This window comes from Amycolatopsis sp. lyj-109, assembly GCF_046548995.1.
In the GTDB taxonomy this organism is placed as follows: domain Bacteria; phylum Actinomycetota; class Actinomycetes; order Mycobacteriales; family Pseudonocardiaceae; genus Amycolatopsis.
In genome coordinates, this window is sequence record NZ_JAJPWR010000006.1 from 240,129 (window position 1) to 261,284 (window position 21,156).

General features: G+C 73.0%; 18 protein-coding genes. 8 read left to right on the plus strand and 10 right to left on the minus strand.

Going from position 1 to position 21,156, the window contains the following annotated elements; translation table 11 throughout:
* Nucleotides 1–17: 17 nt before the first annotated feature.
* The 4 genes from ACLJQF_RS15560 to ACLJQF_RS15575 form a co-directional block, all read right to left on the minus strand.
* Entirely contained in the window at nucleotides 18–545 is a 528-nt protein-coding gene (locus ACLJQF_RS15560; protein ID WP_410609680.1) for a regulatory protein RecX, read from the minus strand.
* Between the two features lie 80 nt (nucleotides 546–625).
* Nucleotides 626–1,672 (minus strand): recombinase RecA, encoded by a 1,047-nt coding sequence (gene recA / locus ACLJQF_RS15565; RefSeq protein ID WP_410609320.1) that lies wholly within the window; start codon nucleotides 1,670–1,672, stop codon nucleotides 626–628.
* A 238-nt stretch (nucleotides 1,673–1,910) separates the two neighbouring features.
* A complete protein-coding gene (locus tag ACLJQF_RS15570) occupies nucleotides 1,911–2,105 on the minus strand; it encodes a DUF3046 domain-containing protein (RefSeq protein ID WP_410609321.1) in 195 nt (64 codons plus the stop codon).
* Between the two features lie 89 nt (nucleotides 2,106–2,194).
* Complete coding sequence (locus ACLJQF_RS15575) at nucleotides 2,195–4,042, minus strand: Hsp70 family protein (protein WP_410609323.1); 1,848 nt, start codon at nucleotides 4,040–4,042, stop codon at nucleotides 2,195–2,197.
* A 369-nt stretch (nucleotides 4,043–4,411) separates the two neighbouring features.
* Here ACLJQF_RS15575 and pdxA point away from each other — a divergent pair, with 369 nt between their 5' ends.
* The 5 genes from pdxA to def all read left to right on the plus strand — a co-directional run bounded on the left by pdxA (nucleotide 4,412) and on the right by def (nucleotide 12,995).
* Complete coding sequence (pdxA, locus tag ACLJQF_RS15580) at nucleotides 4,412–5,440, plus strand: 4-hydroxythreonine-4-phosphate dehydrogenase PdxA (protein ID WP_410609324.1); 1,029 nt, start codon at nucleotides 4,412–4,414, stop codon at nucleotides 5,438–5,440.
* Nucleotides 5,437–6,777, plus strand: a complete 1,341-nt coding sequence (locus tag ACLJQF_RS15585; protein WP_410609326.1) for an MFS transporter — start codon at nucleotides 5,437–5,439, stop codon at nucleotides 6,775–6,777. The genes pdxA and ACLJQF_RS15585 overlap by 4 nt, the downstream gene beginning before the upstream one ends.
* Nucleotides 6,749–7,549 (plus strand): DeoR/GlpR family DNA-binding transcription regulator, encoded by an 801-nt coding sequence (locus tag ACLJQF_RS15590; RefSeq protein WP_410609328.1) that lies wholly within the window; start codon nucleotides 6,749–6,751, stop codon nucleotides 7,547–7,549. The genes ACLJQF_RS15585 and ACLJQF_RS15590 overlap by 29 nt, the downstream gene beginning before the upstream one ends.
* A complete protein-coding gene (locus ACLJQF_RS15595; protein ID WP_410609329.1) occupies nucleotides 7,530–12,218 on the plus strand; it encodes a DEAD/DEAH box helicase in 4,689 nt (1,562 codons plus the stop codon). Before ACLJQF_RS15590 ends, ACLJQF_RS15595 begins: the two co-directional genes overlap by 20 nt.
* Nucleotides 12,219–12,494: 276 nt before the next feature.
* Nucleotides 12,495–12,995: a peptide deformylase gene (gene def / locus ACLJQF_RS15600; RefSeq protein WP_410609330.1), complete on the plus strand. Its 501-nt coding sequence runs from the start codon at nucleotides 12,495–12,497 to the stop codon at nucleotides 12,993–12,995.
* Nucleotides 12,996–12,998: 3 nt separating this feature from the next.
* On the opposite strand, the gene ACLJQF_RS15605 is transcribed toward def, so the two are convergent.
* The 4 genes from ACLJQF_RS15605 to ACLJQF_RS15620 form a co-directional block, all read right to left on the minus strand.
* Entirely contained in the window at nucleotides 12,999–14,060 is a 1,062-nt protein-coding gene (locus tag ACLJQF_RS15605) for a GNAT family N-acetyltransferase (RefSeq protein WP_410609681.1), read from the minus strand.
* Nucleotides 14,061–14,256: 196 nt separating this feature from the next.
* Nucleotides 14,257–14,988: a VOC family protein gene (locus ACLJQF_RS15610; protein WP_410609332.1), complete on the minus strand. Its 732-nt coding sequence runs from the start codon at nucleotides 14,986–14,988 to the stop codon at nucleotides 14,257–14,259.
* A 58-nt stretch (nucleotides 14,989–15,046) separates the two neighbouring features.
* Nucleotides 15,047–15,814 carry a maleylpyruvate isomerase family mycothiol-dependent enzyme gene (locus tag ACLJQF_RS15615; protein WP_410609333.1) on the minus strand — a complete coding sequence of 256 codons (768 nt, stop codon included), beginning with the start codon at nucleotides 15,812–15,814 and terminating at the stop codon, nucleotides 15,047–15,049.
* Nucleotides 15,804–16,217: an SAV_6107 family HEPN domain-containing protein gene (locus tag ACLJQF_RS15620; RefSeq protein WP_410609682.1), complete on the minus strand. Its 414-nt coding sequence runs from the start codon at nucleotides 16,215–16,217 to the stop codon at nucleotides 15,804–15,806. Before ACLJQF_RS15620 ends, ACLJQF_RS15615 begins: the two co-directional genes overlap by 11 nt.
* A 475-nt stretch (nucleotides 16,218–16,692) precedes the next feature.
* Between ACLJQF_RS15620 and ACLJQF_RS15625 the strand changes: the two genes are divergently transcribed.
* From ACLJQF_RS15625 to ACLJQF_RS15635, 3 genes are all read left to right on the plus strand, one after another.
* Nucleotides 16,693–17,073, plus strand: coding sequence for a hypothetical protein (locus ACLJQF_RS15625; RefSeq protein WP_410609335.1), 381 nt, complete (start codon nucleotides 16,693–16,695; stop codon nucleotides 17,071–17,073).
* A gap of 152 nt (nucleotides 17,074–17,225) precedes the next feature.
* Nucleotides 17,226–17,750, plus strand: coding sequence for a YbaK/EbsC family protein (locus ACLJQF_RS15630; protein ID WP_410609336.1), 525 nt, complete (start codon nucleotides 17,226–17,228; stop codon nucleotides 17,748–17,750).
* On the plus strand, nucleotides 17,747–18,319 hold the full coding sequence (locus ACLJQF_RS15635) for a GNAT family N-acetyltransferase (RefSeq protein ID WP_410609337.1): 573 nt from the start codon (nucleotides 17,747–17,749) through the stop codon (nucleotides 18,317–18,319). The genes ACLJQF_RS15630 and ACLJQF_RS15635 overlap by 4 nt, the downstream gene beginning before the upstream one ends.
* A gap of 18 nt (nucleotides 18,320–18,337) precedes the next feature.
* On the opposite strand, the gene ACLJQF_RS15640 is transcribed toward ACLJQF_RS15635, so the two are convergent.
* Together ACLJQF_RS15640 and ACLJQF_RS15645 are read right to left on the minus strand one after the other, a co-directional pair.
* Nucleotides 18,338–19,210, minus strand: coding sequence for a DMT family transporter (locus tag ACLJQF_RS15640; RefSeq protein ID WP_410609339.1), 873 nt, complete (start codon nucleotides 19,208–19,210; stop codon nucleotides 18,338–18,340).
* A gap of 221 nt (nucleotides 19,211–19,431) precedes the next feature.
* Nucleotides 19,432–21,120 (minus strand): DUF885 domain-containing protein, encoded by a 1,689-nt coding sequence (locus ACLJQF_RS15645; protein WP_410609340.1) that lies wholly within the window; start codon nucleotides 21,118–21,120, stop codon nucleotides 19,432–19,434.
* Nucleotides 21,121–21,156: the final 36 nt, after the last annotated feature.

Sequence of the window (21,156 nt, forward strand, 5' to 3'; positions counted from 1 at the left end):
GGGCCGCGGCACCGCCGTCAGTCGATGACGGCGTCGTCGAGCAGGGTGGACTCCGCGCCGTACTCGCGGAGTTCCTCCTTGATCACCGTGTACGCCAGCCCTTGCGGGTAGCCCTTGCGTGCCAGGAAGCCGAGCAGCCGCCGCAGGGCCGTCTGCTCGTCGACGTTGCCGAGCGAGCCGAGGCGCTTGCGGACCAGTTCCCTGGCCATCTGCTCCTCGGACTCGCGGTCGACCTCGCCCGCCGCTTGTGCGGCGATCTCGTCGTCGACGCCCTTGCGCCGCAACTCGGCCATCAGCGCGGTGCGGGACAGGCCCTGAGTCGTGTGGCGGGACTTCACCCACAGCTCGGCGAACTCCGCGTCGTTCACCAGCCCTGCCCGGTCGAGCTTGCCGAGCAGGGTCTCGCTGGTCTCCTCGTCGAACCCTTTGCGGTGCAGAGCCTGCCGGAGCTCCTCTTGGGTGCGCGCACGCACGGCCAGGAGATCGAAGCAGATCTCCTTGGCCTTCTTGTACCGCTCCTCGGGAGGCAGCTCGGCCGGCGGCACCTTCGGCGCCCTGGCCACCTGGGTCTCTCCTCGTCTTCACGCCCACCGCGGACCGCGATGGGCTCACCCTGTCCGGACGATCAGAAGTCGACCGGCGCCGGAACGGCTTCGCCGGCATCCGCGTCGAGCTGCGCGCCGATGCCGAGCTTCTCCTTGATCCGCTTCTCGATCTCGTTGGCGATGTCCGGGTTGTCGCGCAGGAACTTCCGCGCGTTCTCCTTGCCCTGGCCGAGCTGGTCGCCCTCGTAGGTGTACCAGGCACCGGACTTGCGCAGGATGGCCTGGTCGACACCCATGTCGATGAGCGAACCCTCGCGGGAGATGCCGTGGCCGTACAGGATGTCGAACTCGGCCTGCTTGAAGGGCGGGGCCATCTTGTTCTTCACGACCTTGACGCGGGTCCGGTTGCCGACCGCCTCGCCGCCGTCCTTGAGCGTCTCGATGCGGCGGACGTCGAGCCGGACCGACGCGTAGAACTTCAGCGCCTTGCCACCGGTGGTGGTCTCCGGGGAGCCGAACATGACGCCGATCTTCTCGCGCAGCTGGTTGATGAAGATCGCGGTGGTGCCGGAGTTGTTCATCGCACCGGTCATCTTGCGCAGCGCCTGGCTCATCAGCCGGGCCTGGAGGCCGACGTGCGAGTCACCCATCTCGCCTTCGATCTCGGCGCGGGGCACGAGCGCGGCCACGGAGTCGATGACCAGGATGTCGAGCGCGCCGGAGCGGACCAGCATGTCCGCGATCTCCAGGGCCTGCTCACCGGTGTCCGGCTGGGAGACGAGCAGCGCGTCGGTGTCCACGCCGAGCTTCTTGGCGTAGTCGGGGTCGAGCGCGTGCTCCGCGTCGATGAACGCCGCGATGCCGCCGTTGCGCTGCGCGTTCGCCACCGCGTGCAGGGCGACCGTGGTCTTACCGGAGGACTCCGGGCCGTAGACCTCGACGACCCGGCCCCGGGGCAGGCCGCCGATCCCGAGCGCGACGTCGAGGGCGATCGCGCCGGTGGGGATCACGGCGATGGGCGCGCGGCCCTCTTCGCCGAGGCGCATGACCGAGCCCTTGCCGTACTGCTTGTCGATCTGCGCGAGCGCGAGCTCGAGCGCCTTGTCCTTGTCGGGTGCTGCAGGCATGGAAAGTCCACCTCGCTGGTCGGAGCCCCGTCGAGGGCTCTCTGTGTCGGTTCTTCAGCTGTCCGGTCCGACGCTAGCGGCGGGGACCGACAATTCCAGGCGCGGCGCCCAATCTGTGGATCGCTGGACCCGATGTGGACAACACCTTAGACGAACACCTGTTCGAGGTCGGCAGCGACACACCCTTGCGCTAGGGTATTCGCCCGCTCGGGTCGGTGCCGGTCCGCACAGCCCCAGGTCAGCGCCGTTCGGCCGGCACGTCGAAGGCGTCGCAGAGCTCGCGCCAGACCTCCTTGGCCGGGATTCCGGCGGTCAGTGCCTGGTCGACGGTGCGCCCACCCAGCCCACTCAGGACGTGGTCCCTGGCCAGCACTTGCGCCCGCCCGGGGCCGAACTCCTCGGCCATCAGCCGCCGGAAAACCGTGATCCGCATCGAGCCCACTCTAACCGTCGGGCGCGAACGGCCCGTTCGCGCCGTCCACGCTGCCGCCGTGACCGGCGCGACTTCGCCGGAGCCGCCGGCTACCGGCCCGGCTGGACGCTCGCCTCGAAGTAGTCGGCCAGCGTGCCGGGCGTGGTCGCCGCCGCCTGGTCACTCGTGTTCAGCTGGTAGATGAACCCGGCCAGCGGCCGGTCCGACACCGTGAACACGAGCACCGCCGACGTCTTCCCCGCGGCCGACGAGTAGTGCCCCTTGAGCCCGTTGCCGCCCCAGTCGGCCTCGGTGCGGTCGCCGCCCGCCGACGTGAGCAGGCCGTCGGTGTACTGCTTGAGCGCGTCGGCGCTGTCGCCGTGGACGTAGGTCACCTGCGTGCCCGCCCGGCCCGGCGCGGAGCAGGTCGAGGCGGCCCCCAGGCGCTGCGCCGGTGCCGCCGGGCCGTTGCCCATGCCCGGCTTGCAGTCGCCGGTGTCGGCGATCTTCCCGGCGAGCTGGCGCAGGCACCCCGTGAGGCCCTTGTCGTCCGTCTGTCCCGGCGTCCTGCACTGGTCCGCGGTGTAGGTCGTCGCCGAGGACGACGACGTCAGGAACACCGTCAGGCCCACCGCGAGCGCCACGACGACCGCGGCCGCGATCCCGATCAGCAGCTTCTTCTTCCCCCCGGACTTCGGCTCGGCCTTCTCCGGCGCCGGCGAGTACGCCGGGAAGTTCGACGGCACCGGCTGCGGGCCGCTCGGCGGGAAGTTCGACGGCGCGTAACCCGGGTACTGCGGCGGCGGAGCCGGCGGCGCGTACTGCGGACGGTGCGGCGGCGCACCCGCGGCCACCGCCCCTTCGACGTTCTGGGTGCGCACGGACAGCCCGTCGCGGGCCACGTGCTGCGCGCCGAGCGCGACGGCGGTTTCCGGCTGGTCGAGGCTGCCCGGCACGACACCGAGCTTCTCCGCGATCATGGCGCCGACCAGCGGCAGCCGGCTCGATCCGCCGACGAGGTAGATGCCGGCCAGCCGGTCCGGGGTCAGCCCCGACGACCGCAGCGTCCGCGACAGCAGTTCGACGCTGCGCAGCATCGCCGGCCGGACCAGGCCTTCCAGCTCGCCGCGCGTGACGAGGACGTCCTTGAACGGCTCGGGCATCGGCACCTCGGTCTGTGGGTGCCGCGACAGCGCCTCCTTGGCCGCCTTGACGTCCTCCTGCAGCGCGCGCCGGGTGCGCCGGTCCCCGGTGGACTCCGGCCGCAGCAGCCGCTGCCAGCGCTGCGGATCGGAGTGCGAAACTTCGCGCCCGACGTGCACCATCAACGCCTGGTCGACGTCCAGGCCGCCGAGGTCGGGCAGGCCGTCCTCGGCGAGCACGGTGAACCCGGTCTGCGTGGCGCCGACCACCGCGACGTCGAAGGTGCCCGCGCCGAGGTCGTAGACGGCGAGCGCCTGCCCCGGCGCGAGCGACTTGCCGGGGAACGACGCGAAGTGCGCCGCGGCGGCGACCGGCTCGGGCACCAGCAGGATGTTCGGGCCCATCCCGGCGAGCCGGGCAGCGGACATCAGCACGTTCCGGCGCGTCTGCCCCCACTGCGCGGGGTGGGTCAGCCGGACCTCGTCGGGCTGGTCGCCGCCGAGCTGGCGGGAGGTCTCTTCGAGCACGCGGCGCAGGATGGCGGCCAGCGCGTCGGTCACCGGGACGACGTCGGTGCCGAGCAGCAGGGTCTGCTCGTCGATGCGGCGCTTGGGGTTCGGCTCGAAGCGCGTCGGGTCGAGCCGGGCGCGCCGCTCGGCGTCACGGCCGACCATGATCGTGCCCTCTTCGGTGGCGAACACCGCCGACGGCATGTTGGCCGAGCCGTCCACCTCGACGACCCGGGGCGGCATACCGTGCGCCGACAGCACGGCGACGGTGTTGGACGTCCCGAGGTCCACCGACAGGATCCGCACAGCACTCCGCCTTTCGCGCGAAACACGCCCCGACGGCGCTCGCGGTGATGCTGCCATGCGCGTGGTCACCGTGCGTGCGGACCCGGGAAAGTCACTGCTCCTTGACGCGGACGGTGATCAAGGTGCACGATAGTTGCACAGTTCGATCAACTCGATTGACTGGAATGAGCAATAGGAGGGGCCCGGTGCCGGAACTACGCGTCCTCAGGAAGGACCTGACCGGCCTCGACGCGCCGGAAGTAAATCCGGGTACCCGGCGCACCTCGCCCCCACACGCCGCGCAGGTATCGCGCTCGCCGGACCGGTCGAGGCCACCGTCGCCCGCCTGGAACACCTGAACCACGTCCCGGCCACCGGAAGGAAGAACCCGTGAGCGACCTCCCCGTCCTCGCCGTCACCCTCGGCGACCCCGTGGGCATCGGCCCGGAGATCACCCTGAAGACCCTCGCCGAGCCCGAAGCCCTCCAGCTGGCGCACGGAGTGGCGGTGGGCGACGCGATCGTGCTGGAACGCCTGGTCCGGCACCTGGGTCTCCACCTGGAGATCAACCCGATCGCCACGGTCGCCGACGCGCGCTTCACCCCCGGCGTGATCGACGTGCTGAACCTCGGCGTGGTCACCGAAGACCTGCCGTGGGGCGAGGTGAACGCGACAGCGGGCGCCGCGGCGGTGGGGGCGATCGAGGTCGCCACCCGGCTCGCGCTGGCGGGCGAGGTCGACGCGGTGGTGACCGCGCCGATCAACAAGGAGGCCATCTGGGCGGCCGGTTCGCAGCACCTCGGGCACACCGAGATGCTCGGCGAGCTGACCGGGTCGACCCGCTTCAACACGATGTTCTGGGTCTCCGGGCTGAAGATCTTCTTCGCCACGCGGCACCTTTCCCTGCGCGAAGCGATCGATCGGATCACCCGGGAGAACATCGAGCACGCGATCCGGGAGGCGTACACCGCACTGGAGGTGTTCGGCACGGAGAAACCGAGACTGGCGGTGGCGGCGCTCAACCCGCACGGCGGGGAGAACGGCAAGTTCGGCAACGAGGAGATCGTCGCGATCGCCCCGGCGGTCGCCGCCGCGCGGGTGGCCGGGCTCGACGTGGTCGGCCCGATCCCCGCGGATTCCGTGTTCCACCAAGGGATCCAGGGCCGGTTCGACGGGGTGCTCTCGCTCTACCACGACCAGGGGCACATCGCGTCGAAGACCTACGACTTCGACGGCACGGTGTCGGTGACGGTCGGCCTGCCGATCCTGCGCACGTCGGTCGACCACGGCACGGCGTTCGACATCGCCGGCACCGGCCGGGCGTCGCACGGCACCATGCGGGCGGCGTTCAAGGCCGCGGCCACCCTGGCGCCGTACGCGCGGAGGCTGCCCGCCATCTACCCACCGAACCTCCGGTGATCCCCCGCCGGCGCTGGACGTACGTCATCCCGGTCGCGGTGGTCATGTACCTGCTGGCCTACCTCGACCGCACGAACGTCGCGGTGATCCTGCCCTACATCGGCGACGACTTCCCGTTGTCCGCCGGCGCGAAGGGGCTGGCGAGCGGCATCTTCTTCATCGGCTACCTCGTGCTGCAGATCCCCGCGGCGGTGCTGGCGGCGAAGTGGAGCGCCCGCAAGACCGTGCTGCTGCTGATGATCGCGTGGTCGGTCGCGGCGGTGCTGTGCGGGCTCGTCCGGAACGAAACCCAGCTGTACCTGGCCCGGTTGCTGCTCGGGCTGTTCGAGGGCGGGGTGTGGCCCGCGGTGCTGATCCTGCTGGCGTCCTGGTTCCCGCAGGCGGAACGGGCGCGGGCGAACGCGCTGTGGATGACGTGCCTGCCGATCTCGGCGATCCTCATGTCGCCGCTGTCCGGGTTCATGCTCGACCACATGTCCTGGCGCTGGGTGTTCGTCCTGCAGGGGCTGCCGCCGCTGGTCTGGGCGGTCGTCTGGTGGTTCGCGGTGGCCGACCGGCCGGCGCGGGCCCGGTGGATCTCCGCGGCAGAACGCGAGTACCTCGAAACCACCTTGCAGGCCGAAGAAGACGCGAAGCCGGCGTTCGCCAAACAGGGCTGTGACAACCGAGGCTTCGCCTCGGGCCGGGGGCCTCGCCACCCGGACCCCCGAAAAGCGGGCTCCCGGCAGGCCCTGGCGCACCGCCAGGTGCTGCTGCTGGTCGGCGTCTACTTCTTCTGGATCACCGGTTTCTACGGCTTCTCCCTGTGGCTGCCGTCGGTGGTGAAGACGATGACCGGCGGCTCGGCCACCGCCGTCGGCTTCCTGTCGGCCGTGCCGTACGTGCTGGCGCTGGCCGGGATGGTCGCGTGCGCGCACTGGTCCGACCGCACCGGCAACCGGCGGCTCGCGGTCACGGTGCCACTGCTCGTCGCGATCGGCGGGCTGCTGCTGGGCAACCTCGTGCACTGGCCGGCGGCCGTGCAGCTGGTACTGCTCTGCGTCGTGGCGACCGGCGTCCACATGCCGTACGGGCCGTTCTGGGCCATTCCCAGCCGGGTACTGGGCATCGAGGTGGTCGCCGTGGCGATGGGCCTGATCAACTCGCTGGGCAACCTCGGCGGGTTCGCCGGCCCCTACCTGGTCGGCTGGCTCACCGACGTCACCGGCACCGCGACCACCGGGTTCGTCGCGCTGGCCGCGTTCCTCGCCGTGGCCGCCGGCCTGGCGTTCTTCGGGCTGAAACCCGCGGTTGTGGAAGAGTCGGCGCATGTCCCAGCCGCGACCAGGCACCCGTGACCGGCGCGCGATGCTGCTGGAGGCCGTCCGTGACGGCTCCGGCGGCATCGCGGAGCTGGCCGAAGAGTTCGGCGTCTCCGAATCGACGATCCGCCGCGACCTCGCCTCGCTCGCCGGTGCCGGGCACGTCGTCCGCACCTACGGCGGCGCGCTCGACACCGAACGCAGCCCCCGCGAGAAGGACCGGGAGCACGCGGCGGCCAAGGACGCCATCGCCCGGGAGGCCGCCGCGCTCGTCCAGGACGGCGAGGTGGTGCTGCTCGACGCGGGCACGACCACCGGCAGGCTCGCCCGCCACCTCGCCCACCGCGAGGGGCTGACCGTGGTGACCAACGGCGTCACCGCGATCCGCGAGCTCGCGGGCTTCTCCGGGATCGACCTCATCGTCCTCGGCGGCCGGCTGCGGCACCCCACCGAAGCGATCCTCGGCGAGAGCGTGCTGGCACAACTGCGGCACATTTCACCCGACCGGGTGTTCCTGGGGGCGGACGGCATAGTGGCCGGACGCGGGCTGTGCTGTCCGTCACTGGAGCAGTCGGTGGTCAAGCACGCGATGCTCCACGCGGGCGGCGAAGCGTACGTGCTGGCCGACCACTCCAAGCTGGACCAGGCCCCTTTTTCCTACTGGACGCCGCTCGACCGCGACTACCGGCTGATCACCGACGAACCCCGGGTCGACGTCGTGTTCCCGCAGTTCGCCGAGAGCGTGATCCTGGCGAACCCATCCGAAATTGTCGGTGGTGCCGCGCATCATGGACAACGTGGCAACTGACGTGCTCGACCTTTTCTCCCCCGCGACCCGGGACTGGTTCGCGGGGGCCTTCGCCGCGCCCACCGCGGCGCAGGAAGGGGCCTGGCGGGCCGCGCACGCGGGTGAGCACGCCCTCGTCGTCGCGCCGACCGGGTCCGGCAAGACGCTGTCCGCGTTCCTCTGGGCGCTCGACCGGCTCTCGGTGGAGCCGCCGCCGGCGGAAGCGACCAAACGCTGCCGGGTCCTCTACGTCTCGCCGCTGAAGGCCCTGGCGGTCGACGTCCAACGGAACCTGCGGGCCCCGCTCGCCGGCATCTCGCAGGCCAGCCGCCGGCTCGGGCTGCCGGTGCCCGGAATCGAAGTGGGCATGCGCACCGGCGACACCACCGCGGCCGAGCGCCGCACGTTCGGCAAGACCCCGCCGGACGTGCTGGTGACCACGCCGGAGTCGCTGTTCCTCATCCTCACCTCGTCGGCGCGGGAATCGCTGCGCGGTGTGGAGACAGTGATCGTCGACGAGGTGCACGCGGTCGCCGGTGGCAAGCGCGGCGCGCACCTCGCGCTCTCGCTGGAGCGGCTGGACGCCCTGCTGCCGAAGCCGGCGCAGCGGATCGGCCTGTCGGCGACGGTCCGCCCGGTCGACGAGGTGAGCGCGTTCCTCGCCGGCGGCCGTCCGGTGCGCGTGGTCCAGCCGAAGCTGGCGAAGACCATCGAGGTCCGCGTCGAGGTCCCGGTCGAGGACATGAGCAACCTCGACGCTCCCCGCAGCGGCCCGGCGCCGAGTCCGCTCGACGCGCTCGAGTCATTGGCGTCACTGGAGTCACTGGAGTCACTGACCGAGGCGTTCCCGCCCGGGGACATCGCGCCGGGCGGCCTGGGCACCCTTGAAGAGATGGCCGGCAACCCCGTGCAGCGGCCGTCGATCTGGCCCGCGGTCGAGGAGCGGGTGCTGAGCCTGATCCAGGCCCACCGGTCGACCATCGTGTTCGCCAACTCCCGGCGGCTCACCGAGCGGATGACCGCCCGGCTCAACGAACTGGCTGCCGAGCAGACCGAGCTCACCCCGGCCGACGCGTTCCCCGCGGAGGCCGTCGGGCAGTCCGGCGTGAGCACCGGCGCGCCACCGGTGATCGCCCGGGCCCACCACGGGTCGATGTCGCGGGAGCAGCGCACGCACGTCGAAGAGTCGCTGAAGTCCGGGCAGCTGCCGTGCGTGGTGGCGACGTCGTCGCTGGAACTGGGCATCGACATGGGCGCGGTCGACCTGGTGGTACAGATCGAGGCGCCGCCGACGGTGGCGTCCGGGCTGCAGCGCGTCGGCCGGGCGGGGCACCAGGTCGGCGCGGTGTCCTCCGGCGTGATGTTCCCGAAGTTCCGCGGTGACCTCGTCTCCTGCGCGGTCGTCGCGGAGCGGATGGCCACCGGCGCGATCGAGGCGGTCCACTACCCGCGCAACCCCCTGGACGTCCTGGCGCAGCACATCGTCGCCATGGTGGCGTTGGAGCCGTGGACGGTGCCGGACCTGGCGTCGCTGGTCCGGCGGGCGGCCCCGTTCGCCGCGCTGCCGGACGACGCCCTGCACGCGGTGCTCGACATGCTCGCCGGCCGCTACCCCAGCGAGGAGTTCGGCGAGCTGCGGGCCCGGATCACCTGGGACCGCATCAGCGGCGAGCTGCGCGGGCGGCCGGGCGCGCAGCGGCTGGCCGTCACCTCGGGCGGCACCATCCCGGACCGCGGCCTGTTCACCGTCATGACGCCGGGCGCGGACGGCAAGCCCGGCTCGCGCGTCGGCGAGTTCGACGAGGAAATGGTGTACGAGTCGCGCGTCGGCGACACCATCCTGCTGGGCACGTCGTCGTGGCGGATCACCGACATCACCCACGACCGCGTCATCGTGGTGCCGGCGCCGGGCGAACCGGCGCGGATGCCCTTCTGGAAGGGGGACGCGCCGGGCCGTCCACTCGAACTCGGCCGGGCGCTGGGGAAGTTCGTCCGCGAACTGTCCACTTCGGACGACGAAAAGGCGCGTGCGCGGGCCGAGGCGGCGGGGCTGGACGAGCGCGCGTGCGACAACCTGCTCGCCTACCTCGCCGAGCAGAAGGCCGCCACCCGGCACGTCCCGAACGACCGGACGATCCTGCTGGAGCGCTATCGCGACGAGCTCGGCGACTGGCGGATCGTCGTGCACTCGCCGTTCGGCGCGCAGGTGAACGCGCCGTGGGCCCTCGCGATCGCCGCGCGGCTGCGGGAAAACCGCGGGGTGGACGCGCAGGTGGCGCATTCCGACGACGGCATCGTCCTGCGGCTGCCGGACGCGCTGGACGCCGACGGCGGCGAGGTCACCATCGGCGCGGACGACGTGCTGCTCGACCCCGAGGAAGTCGAGCAGCTGATCGTCGCCGAAGTCGGCGGCTCGGCCGTGTTCGCGGCACGGTTCCGGGAGTGCGCGGCCCGGTCGTTGCTGCTCCCCCGGCGTGACCCGCGGCGCCGCACTCCGCTCTGGCAGCAACGGCAACGCGCCTCGCAGCTGCTGTCGGTCGCGGCGAAGTACGAGCGGTTCCCGGTCGTGCTCGAGGCGATGCGAGAGGTCCTGCAGGACGTCTACGACGTCAGCGGCCTGCGCGAGCTGATGGCCGACGTCCGGGCCCGCAAGGTCCGGCTGGTCGAGGTCGAAACACCGGCCGCGTCGCCGTTCGCGCGCAGCCTGCTCTTCGGCTACGTCGGGATGTTCCTGTACGAGACGGACGCGCCGCTGGCCGAGCGGCGGGCGGCGGCACTGTCGCTGGATTCGGCGCTGCTGGCCGAGCTCCTGGGCACCGAGGCGATCCGGGAGCTGCTGGATCCCGAAGCCGTCGTCGAAGTCGAGCGGTCGCTGCAACGGCTCGACCCGGACAGGCACGCGCGCTCGGCCGAGGACGCCGCCGACCTGCTGCGGTTCCTCGGCGACCTGACCGTCGAGGAGGCCGCGGAGCGCGGGATCCAGGCGGAGTGGCTCACCGAGCTGGAGGCGGCGCGGCGGGCGATCCGGGTGCGGATCGGCGGCGAGGAACGGTTCCTGGCGATCGAGGACGCCGGCCGGGTGCGTGACGCGCTGGGCACCGCGCTGCCGGTGGGCGTGCCCGAGGCGTTCACCGAACCGGTGGCGGACCCGCTCGGGGACCTGCTGTCGCGCTACGCCCGAGGCCGGGGCCCGTTCGCGGCGGCGGACGCGGCCGCGCGGTTCGGGCTCGGCACGGCGGTCGTCACCGGGGTGCTGGACCGGATGACCGGGGAAGGCCGCCTGGTGCGCGGCGAACTGAGCCCGGTCGGTCATCCGGAAACCCACGGCGTCGGGGTCGAGTACTGCGATTCAGCCGTGCTGCGGCGGCTGCGGCGGGCGTCGCTGGCGAAGCTGCGCGCCGAAGTCGAACCGGTCGAACCGGCGGCGCTGGGCCGGTTCCTGCCCGCGTGGCACGGGTTCGGCGGCCGCGTCCGGGCGGCCCCGACGGCGGACGACGTGCTGTCGGTGGTCGAGCAGCTCGCCGGGGCGCCGTTGCCGGCGAGCGCGGTGGAGTCGCTGATCCTGCCCGGACGGCTGCCGGGCTACTCCCCCGCCCTGCTGGACGAGCTGACAACGGCGGGCGAAGTCACCTGGGCGGGCTGCGGCGCACTCTCCGGCGGCGACGGCTGGATCGCCCTCGCCCCGACCGACGTCGCCGACCTCCTGTTGCCCGAAGTCGTCGAGGACATCCCCACCGGCCCGCTGCACGACGCGATCGTGTCCACTTTGGAGGGTGGCGCGCTGTTCTTCCGCCAGCTGGTGGACCGCGCGACAGTGCTGCTGGACAAGGCCCCGAACGACGCCGAAGTGGTGGCGGCACTGTGGGACCTGGTCTGGGCGGGGCTGGTCACCGGCGACACGCTGGGCCCGCTGCGGGCGCAGGTCGCCGGGCACGGCGCACACAAGCCCCGCCGCCAGGCACCCCGCGGCCGGTACGCGCGGCTGCGGGCGGGGCGGCCACAGATGCCATCGCGGTCCGGGCCGCCGACGGTCGCGGGCCGCTGGGCCCTGACCCCGCCACGGGAAACCGACGCGACCCGCCGCGCCCACGCGCGGACGGAGGCGTTCCTGGAACGCCACGGCGTCCTGACCCGCGGCGCGCTGGACACCGAACGCGTCACGGGCGGGTTTTCCGGGATCTACAAGGTGCTCCGCGGCATGGAGGACACGGGCCAGGTGATCCGCGGTTACGTGGTGGAGGGCCTCGGCGCGGCCCAGTTCGCGGCCAAGGGCGCGGTCGACCGCCTGCGCGCCCTGTCGGGCCCGGGCCGCCCGGCACCGGGCCGCCCGGTGGTCCTGGCCGCGGCGGACCCGGCCCAGCCGTACGGCGCGGCCCTGCCGTGGCCGGCGGCAACGGGCGATACGAAGCATCGCCCCGCCCGCAAGGCGGGCGCGCTGGCAGTCCTGGTCGACGGGGTCCCGGCCCTGTACGTGGAACGAGGAGGCCGATCCCTGCTGAGTTTCACCGAGGAGCGCCGGCCGTTGTCGGAGGCGGCGCACGCCCTGTCGGCAGCGGTCCGCGAGGGCTGGCTGGGCCAGTTGTCGGTCCAACGCGCGGACGGCGAGCAAGCACTGACCTCGGAACTGGCGGAGGTGCTGCAGGAGGCAGGCTTCCGAGCCACCCCCTCCGGCCTGCGGCTGCGAGCCTGAGTCCAGGCCGGCCAAACCAAGCCGGGCCGAACCGAGCCAGGCTAGGCCGAACCGGGCCAGGCCGAACCGGGCCGGGCCGAACCGGGCCGAGCCAGGCCGGGCCGAACCGGGCCGAGCCAGGCCGGGCCGAACCGGGCCGAGCCAGGCCGGGCCGAGCCGGGCCGAGCCGGGCCGAGCCGGGCCGTCCCCGGGCAGGGCGGGTGGGCGATTCCCGCGCGGCCGCTTTTCCGGCTGGCCTAAGCTGCCAGTCCGACACGCACGAAGGATGTTCTGCTCATGGCGATGCGCGAACTGCGCTATTTCGGGGACCCGATCCTCAAGTCCGTCTGCGATCCGGTCACCGTGTTCGACGAGAAGCTCGAGGCGCTCGTGCGGGACCTGGTCGACTCCGTCAAACCCGCCGGGCGGGCCGGGCTGGCCGCGCCGCAGATCGGGGTGGGGCTTCGCGTTTTCAGCTATGACGTCGCCGGGCTGACCGGGTATGTCGTCAATCCCGAGATCGTCGAACTGTCCGAAGAGACGCACGAGATCCACGAGGGCTGCCTGTCGGTGCCGGAACTGTGGTTCCCCACCCGGCGCGCCAAGCACGCCAAGGTTCGCGGTGTCGACGTCCACAACGAGCCGATCGAGGTCGAAGGCGAAGAGGTGCTGGCTCAATGCCTGCAGCACGAGACCGACCACCTCGACGGCATTCTCTACCTCGACCGGCTCACCGCCGAGCGCAAGAAGTCCGCCCTGCGTGAAGCGCGCGACAAAGACTGGTTCTGGAAGCGCTGAAGCTCACGCCGGCAGGAACAGCCTCAACCGGGCGCCGTCCTCGATGCACCGTTCCGTGCGCAGGCCGGCTCGGGCCGCCGTTCGGGGCAGGATGTCGTCGCCGGCCAGGCAGTCCGCGGACAGCTCCGTGATGCCCTGGGCCTCCGCCAGTACCGCGAGCCGCGCCAGGAGGGCCGTGCCGATTCCCTGCCGCTGCCAATCGTCCTCCACCAGGAGGGAGATCTCGGCGCCGCCCGTGAGCATCGGGATGAGCTGGGCCAGGCCGATCACCTCGCGGCCGAAGACGGCGAGCACGCTCGTGCCGCGCGGAGGCACCAGCAGCCGGTGGAGGCGGCGGCGCGGGACCGTCCGCACGCCCGTGTGGTAGCGGCGGAACAGCGTCGCCATCGAGCAGCGGCGGTGCAGTTCGGCCACCGCGTCGGCGTCGCCGGGGACACCCTTGCGCAGGACGATCGCCGCGCCGTCCGGGCGGTCGAGGACCACCGGGCCCGCCGCGTTCCGGGCGGCCGCCGCGAGCAGCGTCACCAGGGCCTCGGCGCGCGTCAACTCCAGTTGCACGAACGGCGCCCACTGGCGGCGCGCCACCAGCGTGCCGCCGTCGGCCAGCGCGAAGACCGCCCGGTGCCCGCTCTCCGTGCGCGCCGGGTTCGCCTCGGCGGCGGGGACGAGCGTGACGACGTCCGCGGCCAGCACGTCCTTCAGCACTTCGGCAAGGCGGGCCGGGTCGTCGATCGCGCGGCGGGCCGCGAGCAGCGTCGACGCCGACGGGTCGACGAGCTCGTGGACGTCCGCGTCGATGATCGCCGTGCACTCGCAGCCCTCGGCGCGGATGGCGTCGACCAGGTGCCGCCGGGGCAGGCCGGTCGCCGGGCGCAGCACGATCTCGTCGAGCACTCCGCCGGGCACCGGCAGCACGGACAGGCCGAGGATGTTGCACTCGAGGTCGGCGAGCCGGATGGCGATGCGGGCGAGGGTGCCCGGGTGGTCGTGCATCCGGATCCGCACCCGCCACGCCGACGGCGCCGCCGGCTCCTCGACGGCGGCCGTCCGGCCCGGCTGGGGCAACGCTCTGGAGGTCTCCATGCCCCCACGGTCCCCCGGGGTTGTTGCCTCCCCAGGACGCCGGTGTTTCGCGCAGGTCAGCGTTCGACGCGCCTTGGCAACGCCGCCGAAACACTCGGCCAGGACCCCGGCTCGGCCACCGGCGCGACCGGAACGCGCGTGCCCCGGAGGCACCCGGGGAAATCGACGCGCAGGCAGGTCAGCGCGGGGTGAGCACGCAGAACTCGTTGCCCTCCGGATCGGTCAGCACCCGCCACGGCAGCGCCGGACCGCCCAGGTCCGCCGGCGCCGCACCGGCCGCGACGACCTCCGTCACCGCCGCGGCGTGATCGGCCTCCGCCGGGGGCGCGACGTCCAGGTGCACGCGGTTCTTGACCCGCTTGACGTCGTCGTTGCGCAGGAACTCGAGCCACGGCCCCCGGCCGGACGGCGCGCGCAGCCCCACCAAGGCGTCGCCTTCGCGGGCCTGGATCGGCCGGCCGGTGATCCGCGCCCAGAAGCCTGCCAAGTGCTCCGGGTCGTGCGCATCCACGAGGATCGACGCCACCGCGCCGGTGTCCGCGTACCGCTCGCGGGGTTCGAGGACGCAGAACTCGTTGCCTTCCGGATCCGCGAGCACCACCCAGGGCACGTCGCCCTGCCCGAGGTCGACTCGGCGGCCGCCCAGCTCCAGGGCGCGCGCCACCAGCTCGGCCTGGTGGGCCGGTGTCGTGCTCGCCAGATCCAGGTGGATGCGGTTCTTGACCTCCTTGGGTTCGGGGACCGGCACGAAGACGAGGTCCAGGTCCCAGCCGTCGCTTTCCGGAGCGCGGACGTCGATCTCGCCGGACTCCTCGACGGCGACGTGCCAGCCGAGCAGCGCGGCCCAGAAGCCCGCCAGAGCTTCCGGCCGCGCCGCGTCGATCACCAGGTTCACCAGGCGCGTGGTCATGCGCCGCAGGCTAACCGCCACCTCCGACAATTCCGGTTCGGCTTCCCCACCGGCCGGGTCATCGGGTCGCGAGCCGCAGCAGGGCCCAGAGCTGGGCCGCCTGGTCGTGCACGCCGCGCACGGTCACCGAGGTCAGGGACGCGCGGCCCCAGAGCCACAGGTAGATCTGCGCGGGCTTGGCCGTGACGACGTCGTCCGCGGCCTCGGCCTCTTCGGCCGAGCAGCGCCAGGCCTCCGTGGTGGCGGGTCCGGCCCGGGCGATCCAGCTGTGCGCGCCGGCGCGGACGCCGACCGAGCCCGCCTTCGTGCCGGTCAGGCCGAGCATCGGGAGCTTCTGCCCGAACCACAGGGTGAGCACCTCATCGATGCCGTCGATCGCGACGTCTTCGGGCACGCCGCGCGGCTCGGCGCCCGCCGCCTGCTCGACGTCCACCCGGTGGACGACCGTCTCGTGCAGCATCCGGCGGCGCCAGAACCCGTAGGTCCGGTCCGCCGGCCACCAGGTGTCGGCGCGGTCCTCCGGGTCGTGCGCGGCGAGCTCGTCGAGCAGTTCGGTGAGGCCTGCCTCCAGGAACTCCTGCAGGCTCTGGCCCGGCTCGGGATCGCGCGGCCAGTCGTCGGGGCTCCGGCCGTCGGTCAGCCGGCGCCGGATCATCCGGTAGAGGCTCCCGACGTGCCGGGCGACCTCGCCGAGCGACCAGCCGGGGCAGGCGGGCACCGGCGCTTCGGTCGGCGCCGCGTGCACCGCTTCGGCCAGCAGCCTGCCTTCGATTCCCAACGCCGTGAGCAACCGCCCCTGGTCGACCGGGCCGTGCTCACGCGACATGGGCTTCCCCGGTGATCGGCAGGCCGTGCACAAGACGGCGGACGAGCTCGAGGAACGGCGTGGCGGCCCCCACCAGCCCGGCGGCGGACTCGGCGGTGACCTTCCCGGTGATCCCGGCCTGCGCGGCGGCGCGGGTGGCCGAGTTGCTGGCGAAGAAGGCGGACCACTCCTGCAGCTCAGGAGCGACGGAGTCGAGCAGCACCCAGGTGCTGGCGGGCCGAGCCCGCCCCCGGTGCGGCCGTCCCCGGGCGGCGAGCACGGCGGCGGCGCCCCGCAGGGCGGCGAGGTAGGCGCCGATGAAGCGTTCGGCGGGCCGGGTCTCCTGCGCGGCCTCGGCGAGCCCGCGCCGGGCCTGGGCCAGCAACCCGGCGGCGGCCGGCGAAGCGGGAGGACGCAGGGACATGGGGAGCTGCGACTGGTCGGAGTCGGCGCCGGGCGGGCGGAGCGATGCGGGCAGCCCGGGCGGCGCGTCGGTGCTCGCCGAGACCTCGGGCAGCGGCGGGCCGGACGGCCGGGAGCCGGCACCGACTGACGGCCGGGCAGCCATCGGCCGGGTCTGCGCCGAGTCCGCCGGAGTGGCCGGCTCAAGCCGACCGGAGCCGGCACCCGCGGACTGAGCCTCCCTCGCCCCCACAGCAACAGCCGCCCCAGACCGACCCGAGCCCGCAGCCAGCGGCCGGGCGTGCGCCGAGTCCGCCGGAGTGGCCGGCTCAGGCCTGCCAAGGTCGGCACCCGCGGACTGACCCTCCCGCGACCCCACAGCAACGCCCGCCCCAGACCGACCCGAGCCCGCAGCCGCCGGTCGGGTGGTGGGAGACGGTGCTGTCGGCTGGTGAGACTGCGCAGCCGGTAGCTCGAGCTGCTCGGAACCCGCACCCGTGGGCAGCTCGGGGCGCCCGGCACTCACCGGCCGGGCCTGCTCCGGGATCGCCGGGACGGAAAGCGGCAGCTCGGACTGCCCCGCCTCCGCAGCAACCGACGACGACGGCAGCAACTCGGCCGACCCGGATTCCGCCGAAGCCGAAGCCGAAGGGCACAGGGAGATCGGCAGCTGCGGCTGCCGGGAGTCCACCGCCGCGGCCGAGGGGCGCTGCCGGGGGTCCGCTCCGGGCGTCAAGCACTGGCGGGACCGCCCGCGCTGGGGGGCGGCCGGGGCCGGGGCCGGCTGCGGGCGCAGCGACATGGGCAGCTCCGGCTGCCCGGGATCCGTGGGGGACACGACCTTGACGGACATGGCGACCCTCCTCCTGCGCGGGTGAGCCGGCACCTGAGCGGTGCACACTCACCGAATGTCGAACGCCTGTTCGAACAATTTCCAGGGTAACCCCCGACCGGGTGTGCGCTCAACCCCGGGGACCGATCCCCGGACGTGGTGCGGGACACCAGGTCGGTGGCGTGATCTCATAGGTTCATGAGTTCGCTGGAGCACCCCGCCGTCGCCAAGGTGGCGGCCGCGCTGGCCGAAGCCGGGCAGCACGCCGCCGCCGAGGGCATCCGTGTCCTGCCCGCCGAGGTCCGGACCGCCGCTCAGGCGGCCGAGGCACTCGGCGTGCCCGTCGGGGCCATCGCCAACAGCCTCATCTTCCGCCTGGGGTCCGACAAAAAAGCGCTCCTCGCGCTGACCTCGGGCGCTCACCGCGCCGATCCGGGCACGCTCGCCCGGCTGGCCGGCGGCGAAACCGGCGGCGAAATCGGCAAGGCCGATGCTGGCTTCGTGCGGGCGCACACCGGGCAGCCGATCGGCGGCGTCGCCCCCGTCGGGCACCCCGAGCCGCTGCCCACCCTGGTCGACACCGCGCTGCGGGACCACGACGTCGTGTGGGCCGCCGCCGGGCACCCGAAGGCCGTGTTCCCGACGACCTTCGCCGGGCTGGTGGCGTTGACCGGGGGCACCCCGGGCGCGCTCTCCGGCGCGGAGGAAGATGGACAGCCGTGACCGCGATGCCCGCCGGCTGCTCCCGGTACGTCCAGCTCTCGTCGGACGAGTTCCGCGCCCGCCTGCCCGAAGCGCTCGACATCTACGTCCGGGCGATGCGGTACCCGGCGGGCACCGCGGAGCAGCGGGCGCCGATGTGGCTCACCCACGCGCTGCGCGAGGGCTGGCGCTGCATGGCCGCGCTCGACGCCGACGACGTCCTGCTCGGCGTGGCCTACGGCTACCGCGGCCGGGCCGGGCAGTGGTGGCACGAGCAGGTGCGCCACGGCCTGAGCCGCCGGGCCGGCGCCGCCGAGGCCGACCGCTGGCTGTCGGACTACTTCGAGCTGACCGAGATCCACGTCCGGCCGGAGAACCAGGGCCACCAGATCGGCGAGGACCTGCTGCGCAGCCTCCTCGAAGGCGTCCCGAGCGCGAACGTGCTGCTGTCCACACCCGAGGGCACGAGCCGGGCGTGGAAGCTCTACCGCCGCACCGGTTTCGTCGACGTCCTGCGCGACTACCACTTCGCCGGCGACCCGCGGCCGTTCGCGATCCTGGGGCGGGCGCTGCCCCTCGACCCGCGCTGAGCCGAGGGGCAGCGGTCCTCAGCGCGGCTCGGGTCGCCAGTAGCCGACGGCCAGCGCCGCGACCAGCACGGCGGCGCCGCACCAGGCCGTGAGGCCCAGCCGTTCACCGAGCAGGGCGGCGGACAGCACCGCGGCCGTCAGCGGCTCCAGGACCGCCGACAGCGAGCCGAGCACGGGGTGCGCGTCGGCCAGGCCACGCAGGTACGCGGCGTACGCAAGCGCTGTCGGAACCGCGCCGAGGTAGCAGACGATCGCGAGCACATCCGCATGCAGCGGGATCGCCATGCCGGACCAGCTCGCGACCGGGAGGAGCAGCAGGCCGCCGGTGAGGCAGCCGAACGCCGTCGTCGACAGCGGGTCCAGTCCTTCGACCGGCTTCGCCGTGACCAGGGTGAGGGTCGCGAAGCCGGCCGCCGCGAGCAGCGCGAAGCCGAGGCCGCCGAACGAGAACGCTTCGCTCGGTGACCACTGGAGCAGCACCAGGCCGGCGAGGGTGCCCGCCACGGAGACCAGCGTCCAGCGACGGAGTTTCCGCACCGACGCGAGGGTGACGATGACGGGCGCGGCGCCGATCGTGGTCATGGTGGCGACGCTGACCGAGCTGAGCGCGACGGCGGCGAAGTAGCTCGCCTGGAAGAGCGCGAAGAGACCGCCGACGGCGAGGATGCGCCGGGCGGCGTCCGCGGTGCGCGGAAGGGTGCCGCCGGTCAGGAGGACGAAGAAGGTGGCGACCCCACCGCCGACGAGCAGCCGGTAGTCGGCGACGGCGAGCGGGTGGAGGCCGGTTCGCCGGGCGAGCAGCGAGCCGGCGAGGCCGCCGGTGCCCCAGAGGACACCGGCGAGAACGAGCGCGGCCGACGAGCGGGCGCGCGTGGGTAGGGCGAGGGACATGAACGCTCCTGCGTCTGCGTCGAAAGAAAAGGGAGTTCGACGAACGCGGGGCGGTGCGCACCACAAGTCAGCCGCGGGCCGGGACGGCCACGCGGCGAGGGACCACCCCGCTCAGCCGCGAGGCGGTGGGGTGACGAAGAGAATCCGGCGCACGAACGGAACCTAACCGGAACGCGCGAAGCGGGGCCACCGGTTTTCCGGTGGCCCCACCCCCCGAACCCTCAGTCCAGGTGGGACAGCTGCTCCCGCAGCGTGTCCAGCCCCATCCCGCCCATCTTCAGCGCCTCGACGTGGAACCGCTTGATGTCCCACGACGCCCCGGCGCGGGTCCGGGCTTCCGACCGGGCCGCCAGCCACAGGCGCTCGCCGATCTTGTACGCCGGCGCCTGGCCCGGCCAGCCCAGGTAGCGATCGACCTCGTCGCGGATGTGGGCCTGGTCCGTGATCGTGCGGGTGAGCATGAACTCCAGGCCCAGCTCCGGCGTCCACCGCGAGCCCTCGTGAAAGCCCGTTCCGGCCGGGATCGCCAGCTCCAGGTGCATGCCCAGGTCCACCACCACGCGGGCCGCGCGGAACAGCTGCTCCGACAGCATCCCCAGCAGGTCGCCGTCGTCCGACAGGTAGCCCAGGTCCTCCATCAGGCGCTCCGCGTACAGGGCCCAGCCCTCCGCGTGGCCCGACGTGAACGCCAGCAGCCGCTGGTACTTGTTCAGCCCGTCCGACTGGTCCACCGCCGTCGCGATCTGGAGGTGGTGGCCCGGCGCTCCCTCGTGGTAGACCGTGCTCGTCTCGCGCCAGGTGACGAACTCGTCGCGGCCGGCGGGCAGGGACCACCACATGCGGCCCGGTCGGGCGAAGTCCTCGCTCGGGCCCGTGTAGTACGCGCCCACTCCGCCGCCCGGTGGGGCGATCTTGCACTCCAGGGCCATCACCCGGTCGGAAATCTCGAAGTGCTTGCCGCGCAGCGACTCCAGAGCGTCGTCGGACAGGCGCTGCATCCACGCCTCGAACTCCGCACGCCCCTGGACGCGGTAGCGCGGGTCCGCGTCCAACACGGCCGCCGCCTCGGCAGGCGAAGCGCCCGGCTTGATGCGGTTCGCCACCGCGCGCATCTCGGCCTCGATGCGGGCGAACTCCGCCCAGCCCCACTCGTACGCCTCGCGCAGGTCCAGCGCCGCGCCGACGAAGTAACGGGACCACAGGCGGTAGACGTCCTCGCCGACGGCGTCCTTGACCGGGGCCTTCGGCGCCAGCTCGGCCCGCAGGAAGCCGGCGAACTCCGCGAACGCCTCCTCCGCGGCCCGCACGCGGTGCCCGAGGTCGGCCTGCACCGCCGAAGCCTGCGAAGACGCGCCGCCGGCGAGTTCGGTGAAGAAACCCGTCTCCTCCTTCAGGCCCGCCCACGTCTCGCACTGCTCCGCCACCTTCGCAACCTGCCGCAGCGCCGCCACGTGCCCGGCGTCCGCCGCCGAGAGCAGGCCGCTGCGGATGTTCGCCAGCGCCTGCGGGACCTCGGCGATCCGGGCCGAGACGACCGCCCAGTCCTGCTCGGTCTCCACCGGCATCAGGTCGAACGCCATCCGCAGTTCCTGCACCGGGCTGGAGATGACGTTCAGGCTCGCCACGTCCAGCCCGGCCTCGTGGATCTCCAGCTCCAGGCCGACGCGCTCGCAGAACACGGCCTTGGCGGCGCGCTCGGCGGCGTCGCGCGGCTCGGCGGCGGTGACGGCGGCGTGCGCCCGCGCGGCGAGCCCGGCGCGCTCGGCGTACCCGTCCGCCGAGTAGTCGGTCAGCCGGTCGTCGTGCCCGGCGATGCCGTGTGCGGTCGCCGCGACCGGGTCGGCGGCCGCGTAGTCGTCGACGTAGCGGTCACAGATTTCGTGCACGCCTTCGGAAGCAGTAGAAGCCATGCGTCGCACGCTACCGGGCGTGCCGTACCGGGCGGT